Raw genomic sequence first — 5,041 nt, 5'->3', positions numbered from 1 at the left:
CACCTCCCATCTCCAGCCTCCCACCTCCCATCTCCCACCGCCCGTCTCCGCTGCGCTCTTCGCCGCCGCGCCGCAGGGCTCCGACCTCCACACCGCCATCATCAGCTGGCTCGAGTCCCGCCAGCCCGCCTACCCCCCGGAAGACACCACCGCCATCATCACCATCCAGGGGCCCGAGGGTGCGGGCCGCACCACCGCCCTCCTGAAGATGGCGCTCGACTGTGCCGAGGCGGGCCGCCCGGCGGCCCTCGTCGCCGCCGATACCGCCCGCGCGGGCGCCCAGGCCGCCATCCACGCCTGCGCCGAGGCTCTCAACCTCCCCGATTTCGCCGCCTTCACCCCGGGTCAGCTGGTCCGCGCCGTCACCCGCCTCCCGCGCGGCGCCTGCCTCTTCGTCGATACTCCAGCAGGCCCGTGGAACCCGCCGCCCATCCCCGGCTCCGCACACTACGCCTACCTCGCCATCCCCGCCCACTGGCAGCCGTCCGCCCTCGAACGCGCCCTCGCTCCCTTCCGGCCGGGGCACTTCGCAGGCGCCGTCTTCACCGGCACTGACCTTGCCTCCGACCTCTCCGCCGCGCTCGCTGCCCTCGTCGAAGCCGGCCTGGGCCTGGCCTTCCTCTCCAGCAGCCGCGATGTCGCTCGCGGCATCGTCCCTGCCGAGCCCGCCGCAGTCGCCGACGCAGTCGCCCCCCGGCCCGAGCTCGCAGCCACTGCCTGACGCCGTCTCAGCAGCTTTTCACCGGCGAATCAGGGAGTCCCCCGGCCCCGAGCGGGGACCCCCTCGATTCGCCCGCCGCACAGCGCACCCCACGATCCAATGCGAGGCCGGCTCGCGGTAACCGCCGCGGCCGCGCCGATGGAGAGTCCCAACACCGCCCCCTCGGGCACCGTTCACACAGCCATCAGGGCTCTCCACCACCCCATCACGGGAGATAGCCAATGGGCGCCCCGCAGCGCCGGCCCAAGAATCCCTATATGGCCCAGGGACTTCTTCCCGGCACCGCCCTCCGCATCGAAGTCTCCACCCGCGACGGCGCCGAAACCTACGCCACCCGCATCGAAGACGTCGATGGCGAGCGCATCGCCATCCTCGTCCCCATGCGCGGCCTGCGCCCCCGGCCCCTCGCGGTCGGCACCCTCGTCCGCTCCGTCTACATCTACCGCCAGAAGCGCTGGCGCTTCGTTACCGAGGTCGCCGGCCACAGCCCCGATGGCTCGCTCGAATACCTCGCCCTCCCGCCCTTCATCGATTGCCACGAACGCCGCCGCAACTACCGCCTCCAGGTCGCCATCAAGCCGAAATCCATCTACCGCCTCGTCATCGACGCCGACGAGCCCCACACCCAGCAGCCCATCGACGGCACGATCATCGACCTCTCCGAAAGCGGCTGCTGCATCGCCTCGAAAGCCTTCGCCCTCGCCGGTGAACGCCTCGGCATCGAAGCCCACCTCCCCGAGGCCGGCGATATCGCCGTCCGCGCTCGCATCGTCGCCGTCCGCGAACCCGAGCCCGGCTACCGCACACGCCGCCTCCACTGCGAATTCCTCGAGATGCCTCGCGGCCAGCGCGACCTCATCGCCCGCTACCTCATGCGCCGCCAGCTCGAGCTCCGCCGGAGGGGCCAGCTATGACTGCCCTGCCCCCGTTCACCATCGCCCGCTACGGCGTTTACCTGGCCCTCGCCGTGGCCGTCCTCACCACCTGGCTCGCGACCCGCGCCGGCCACCCCTTCGATGAGGCGCTCATGCGGGCCATCTTCACCTTCGTCCTGGTCACCGCCGTCGCATTCGGCGCCGAGGCCATCATCCTCACCAGCCCGCCGCGCACGCAGCCGACGCAGGACCCCGACCCGGAAGACCACCCCACCGACGCTAGTGGCACCGCCGACGACTAGCACCAGCGAGGAGCACGCCCATGGCCACCGCACGCGCCGCCAGCAGCCCCAACTACCAGGACCGCGAAGCCGCCATCCAGCAGTACGCCCCCCTCGTCAAGTACGTCGTCGGCCGCCTCGCCATCGGACTCCCGGCCATCCTCGATTACGAAGACATCCTCTCCTACGGAACCATCGGCCTCATCGAGGCCCTCGACCGCTTCGATGGCTCCAAGGGCGTCAAGTTCGAAACCTACGCCATCTCACGCATCCGCGGCGCCATCATCGACGCCCTCCGCTCGCTCGACCGGCTGCCCCGCTCAGTCCGCCAGAAAGCACGCCGCCTCGAACAGCTCCACCTCGAGTTCGAACGCGAGCACGGCCGCGAACCCACCGACGAAGAGGCTGCGCAGCTCATGGGCCTCACCCTCGAGCAGTACAACCAGGCCCTCATCGACTCCTCCTGGGTCACGGTCTCCCTTGATGGCCTCCTCGACCGCGACCAGAACGAGGATGGCAGCGCCCCCACCGAGCTCCCCGCCGACCCCAACGCCGAGGACTTCACCGAGCGCCTCGAAAAGCGCCAGCTCCTCGATGCCCTGACCGCCGCCATCAAGACCCTCCCCGAGCGGGAGTGGCTCATCATCAGCCTCTACTACCGCGACGAAATGACCATGAAAGAGATCGCCCAGATCCTCGACATCTCCGAATCCCGTGTCTGCCAGCTCCACGGCCGCGCCCTCGGCCGTCTCCGCGCCCGCCTCGCCCGCGAACGCAACCCCTGAAGGAGTCCCCGACCATGACCGATGTCATCGCCCTCCTCGCCATCTCCCAGCTCGTGAGCCTCGGCGCCCTCTTCTACCTCTCGCTCCAGGTCCAGCAGCTCCGCCGCGCCGTTCGCCTGCCCCGCCGGGCCTCCGTCGTCCACGAGCCACCCGCCGCCGAGGCCCCGGCCCGCGCAGCCGCGGGCAGGGCCGCCCGCAATGCCTACGCCGCCACTCCTCGCCCGGCCCTCGAGCAGCTCCGCGCAGGCGGGCCCGTCGATATCGCCGAGCTCGCCCGCCGCATGCAGCGCAGCGAAGAAGAAGTCCGCCTCCTGCTCCGCCGCCAGGGGATCGCCTCATGACTCTCGCCCGCGCCCGGTTCGCCATCGGCCTCGCCCTGGCCGCCCTCCTCGCGCTGGTCGCCGCGGTCCCCGCCGCCCGCGCCAACGGCGTCCCCCAGCTGGTCAAGCTCACCTACCTCGAAGGCGTCTCCAACTTCGGCCCCCGCGATGCCGAGGGCGTCCTCGAGTTCTCCTTCGCCGAGGCCTACGCCCGGGTCGATGTCAAAAACCTCCCGCCGATGCCCGGCTATACCTACGAAGGCTGGCTCACCGGCGGCGGGGCCGCCCCCTTCCGCGTCGGCACCATCACCACCCGCGAGGACGGCATCGGCCTCCTCGAAACCCGCCTCACCGGCCTGGACTCCTACGACTATCGCCTCTTCGTGATCGCCGCGCGCCCTGATGGCGCCCCGGAAGACGTCCTGCCCGAGACCATCTCCATCGCCGGCCGCTTCGAGGTCATCAACGACGACGGCTCCAGCCCCCGCGGGGACGTCCGGCCCGGCACCCTGCCCGATACCGGCGAGCGCCCCGGCCTCAGCCAGGGCCAGCGCATCGCCCGCACGGCCTTCACCGTGCTCGCCGTCGGCGGCATCGCGTTCGCCGCCCTCCGCCTCATCCGCAACCGCAACCGGAGCATCGCGCCATGATCAAGGGCCTCTACACCGCCTTCACCGCCATGGAAGCCGCCTGGCGCTACCAGGATGTGCTCGCCAACAACATCGCCAACGCCAACACCATCGGCTTCAAGCGCGAAATCGCCAGCCTCGCGCCCCAGCCCGATGTCCCCATCTCCCAGCAGGCCCCGGTGCCGGCGCCGCTCACCGCCCGCATCCAGGCCGTCATCGGGCAGATCGGCACCGGCAAGTTCGTCGCCGAATTCGCCACCGATTTCCAGCAGGGCATGCTCCGCCAGACCGGCAACGAGCTCGACCTCGCCCTCACCAACGGCTTCTTTGCCATCACCGACGAAGCCGGCACCCGCTTCCTGACCCGCGACGGCCGCTTCAGCCGCGATGTCGAAGGCAGCCTCGTCACCTCGGCCGGCTACTACGTCCTCGGCGAGGATGGCCAGCCCATCATCCTTCCGCCCGAACCCGTCACCGTCACGCCCGATGGCGCCATCCTCGATGCCGCCGGCAACGAACTCGCCGGCCTCCTCATCCGCGATTTCGCCCCGGGCCAGCTCGAGCGCGCCGGCGAAGCCTATTTCCGCCCCGTCGACGACGCCCCGGGCGTGCCCCCCATCGGCGGCCCCGGCCTTCGGCAGGGCTTCCTCGAATCCTCCAACGCCAACCTCATTGAAGAGCTCACCTCCCTCCTGGCGGTGCAGCGCACCTACCAGGCCAACCAGGCGGTGCTCGCCCGCCTCGATACCACCCTCGACCAGGCCGCCGGCGAACTCGGCCGCCTCTAATCACCCCGGGAGCACCTGCCCATGCCCACCATCCTTGCCGCCGCAGCCTCCGGACTCGCCCGCAACCAGGAAGTGCTCGACGTCGTCGGCCACAACCTGGCCAACGTCAACACCTCCGCGTTCAAGGCCTTCCGCGCCCTCCACCAGGGCCTCCCCATCGCCGACGCCACCCCCGAAGACCTCCGCCTCGGCGTCGCCCGGGTCACCCGCGACCTCCAGCTCCGACCGGGCGCCCTCCTCCCCGCCGAGTCCCCGCTGAGCCTCGCCATCGAAGACGACGCCTTCTTCGTCGTGCGCGAACCGGACGGCGAACTCCGCTACACCCGCTACGGCGGCTTCCTCCTCGATGCCGAGGGCACCCTCGTCGATTTCGCCGGCCGCATCGTTCCCGGCGAGAACGGCGAACCGATCCGCCTCCCTGCCGGCTTCGCCTCCCCCGCCCTCGACGCCAGCGGAACCCTTTCGGCACTCGATGACAACGGCGAGCGCCAGGAGATCGGCCGCATCGTCGTGGCACGTTTCGCCAACCCCCAGGGGCTGGAATTCCTCGGCGACGGCCTCTACCGGCCAACCCCGAATTCCGGCGAACCGCAGGTTGCCCCCGCCGGTTCTGAGGGTTTTGCCCCATTGCGGCCCGGCACC

General features: G+C 70.7%; 7 protein-coding genes and 1 pseudogene. All 8 read left to right on the top strand.

Going from position 1 to position 5,041, the window contains the following annotated elements; all coding sequences use genetic code 11:
• Nucleotides 1-721 (top strand): annotated as a pseudogene (locus tag VAE46_RS03225) (hypothetical protein); the annotation flags it as partial.
• A 257-nt stretch (nt 722-978) separates the two neighbouring features.
• Nucleotides 979-1,635: a flagellar brake protein gene (locus VAE46_RS03220; protein ID WP_322795473.1), complete on the top strand. Its 657-nt coding sequence runs from the start codon at nt 979-981 to the stop codon at nt 1,633-1,635.
• Nucleotides 1,632-1,898 (top strand): hypothetical protein, encoded by a 267-nt coding sequence (locus VAE46_RS03215; protein WP_322795472.1) that lies wholly within the window; start codon nt 1,632-1,634, stop codon nt 1,896-1,898. The genes VAE46_RS03220 and VAE46_RS03215 overlap by 4 nt, the downstream gene beginning before the upstream one ends.
• A gap of 20 nt (nt 1,899-1,918) precedes the next feature.
• Nucleotides 1,919-2,662, top strand: a complete 744-nt coding sequence (locus VAE46_RS03210; RefSeq protein WP_322795471.1) for a FliA/WhiG family RNA polymerase sigma factor — start codon at nt 1,919-1,921, stop codon at nt 2,660-2,662.
• Nucleotides 2,663-2,676: 14 nt separating this feature from the next.
• Nucleotides 2,677-3,003 (top strand): hypothetical protein, encoded by a 327-nt coding sequence (locus tag VAE46_RS03205; protein WP_322795470.1) that lies wholly within the window; start codon nt 2,677-2,679, stop codon nt 3,001-3,003.
• Nucleotides 3,000-3,632 carry a hypothetical protein gene (locus tag VAE46_RS03200; RefSeq protein WP_322795469.1) on the top strand — a complete coding sequence of 211 codons (633 nt, stop codon included), beginning with the start codon at nt 3,000-3,002 and terminating at the stop codon, nt 3,630-3,632. Before VAE46_RS03205 ends, VAE46_RS03200 begins: the two co-directional genes overlap by 4 nt.
• Nucleotides 3,629-4,399, top strand: coding sequence for a flagellar hook-basal body protein (locus VAE46_RS03195; RefSeq protein WP_322795468.1), 771 nt, complete (start codon nt 3,629-3,631; stop codon nt 4,397-4,399). Before VAE46_RS03200 ends, VAE46_RS03195 begins: the two co-directional genes overlap by 4 nt.
• A gap of 21 nt (nt 4,400-4,420) precedes the next feature.
• On the top strand, nt 4,421-5,041 hold a 621-nt coding region (locus VAE46_RS03190; RefSeq protein ID WP_322795467.1), incomplete at its 3' end, for a flagellar hook basal-body protein.

It is taken from the genome of Tepidiforma sp. (assembly GCF_034433535.1).
In the GTDB taxonomy this organism is placed as follows: Bacteria; Chloroflexota; Dehalococcoidia; order Tepidiformales; family Tepidiformaceae; genus Tepidiforma.
Note: the sequence above shows the minus strand (reverse complement) of the source record. Positions and strands in the feature narration are given on the sequence as shown.

Coding starts and splice junctions, on each gene's coding strand:
- VAE46_RS03205 (WP_322795470.1), top strand. CDS start 2,677: ATGACCGATGTCATCGCCCTCCTCGCCATCTCCCAGCTCGTGAGCCTC.
- VAE46_RS03195 (WP_322795468.1), top strand. CDS start 3,629: ATGATCAAGGGCCTCTACACCGCCTTCACCGCCATGGAAGCCGCCTGG.
- VAE46_RS03215 (WP_322795472.1), top strand. CDS start 1,632: ATGACTGCCCTGCCCCCGTTCACCATCGCCCGCTACGGCGTTTACCTG.
- VAE46_RS03210 (WP_322795471.1), top strand. CDS start 1,919: ATGGCCACCGCACGCGCCGCCAGCAGCCCCAACTACCAGGACCGCGAA.
- VAE46_RS03200 (WP_322795469.1), top strand. CDS start 3,000: ATGACTCTCGCCCGCGCCCGGTTCGCCATCGGCCTCGCCCTGGCCGCC.
- VAE46_RS03220 (WP_322795473.1), top strand. CDS start 979: ATGGCCCAGGGACTTCTTCCCGGCACCGCCCTCCGCATCGAAGTCTCC.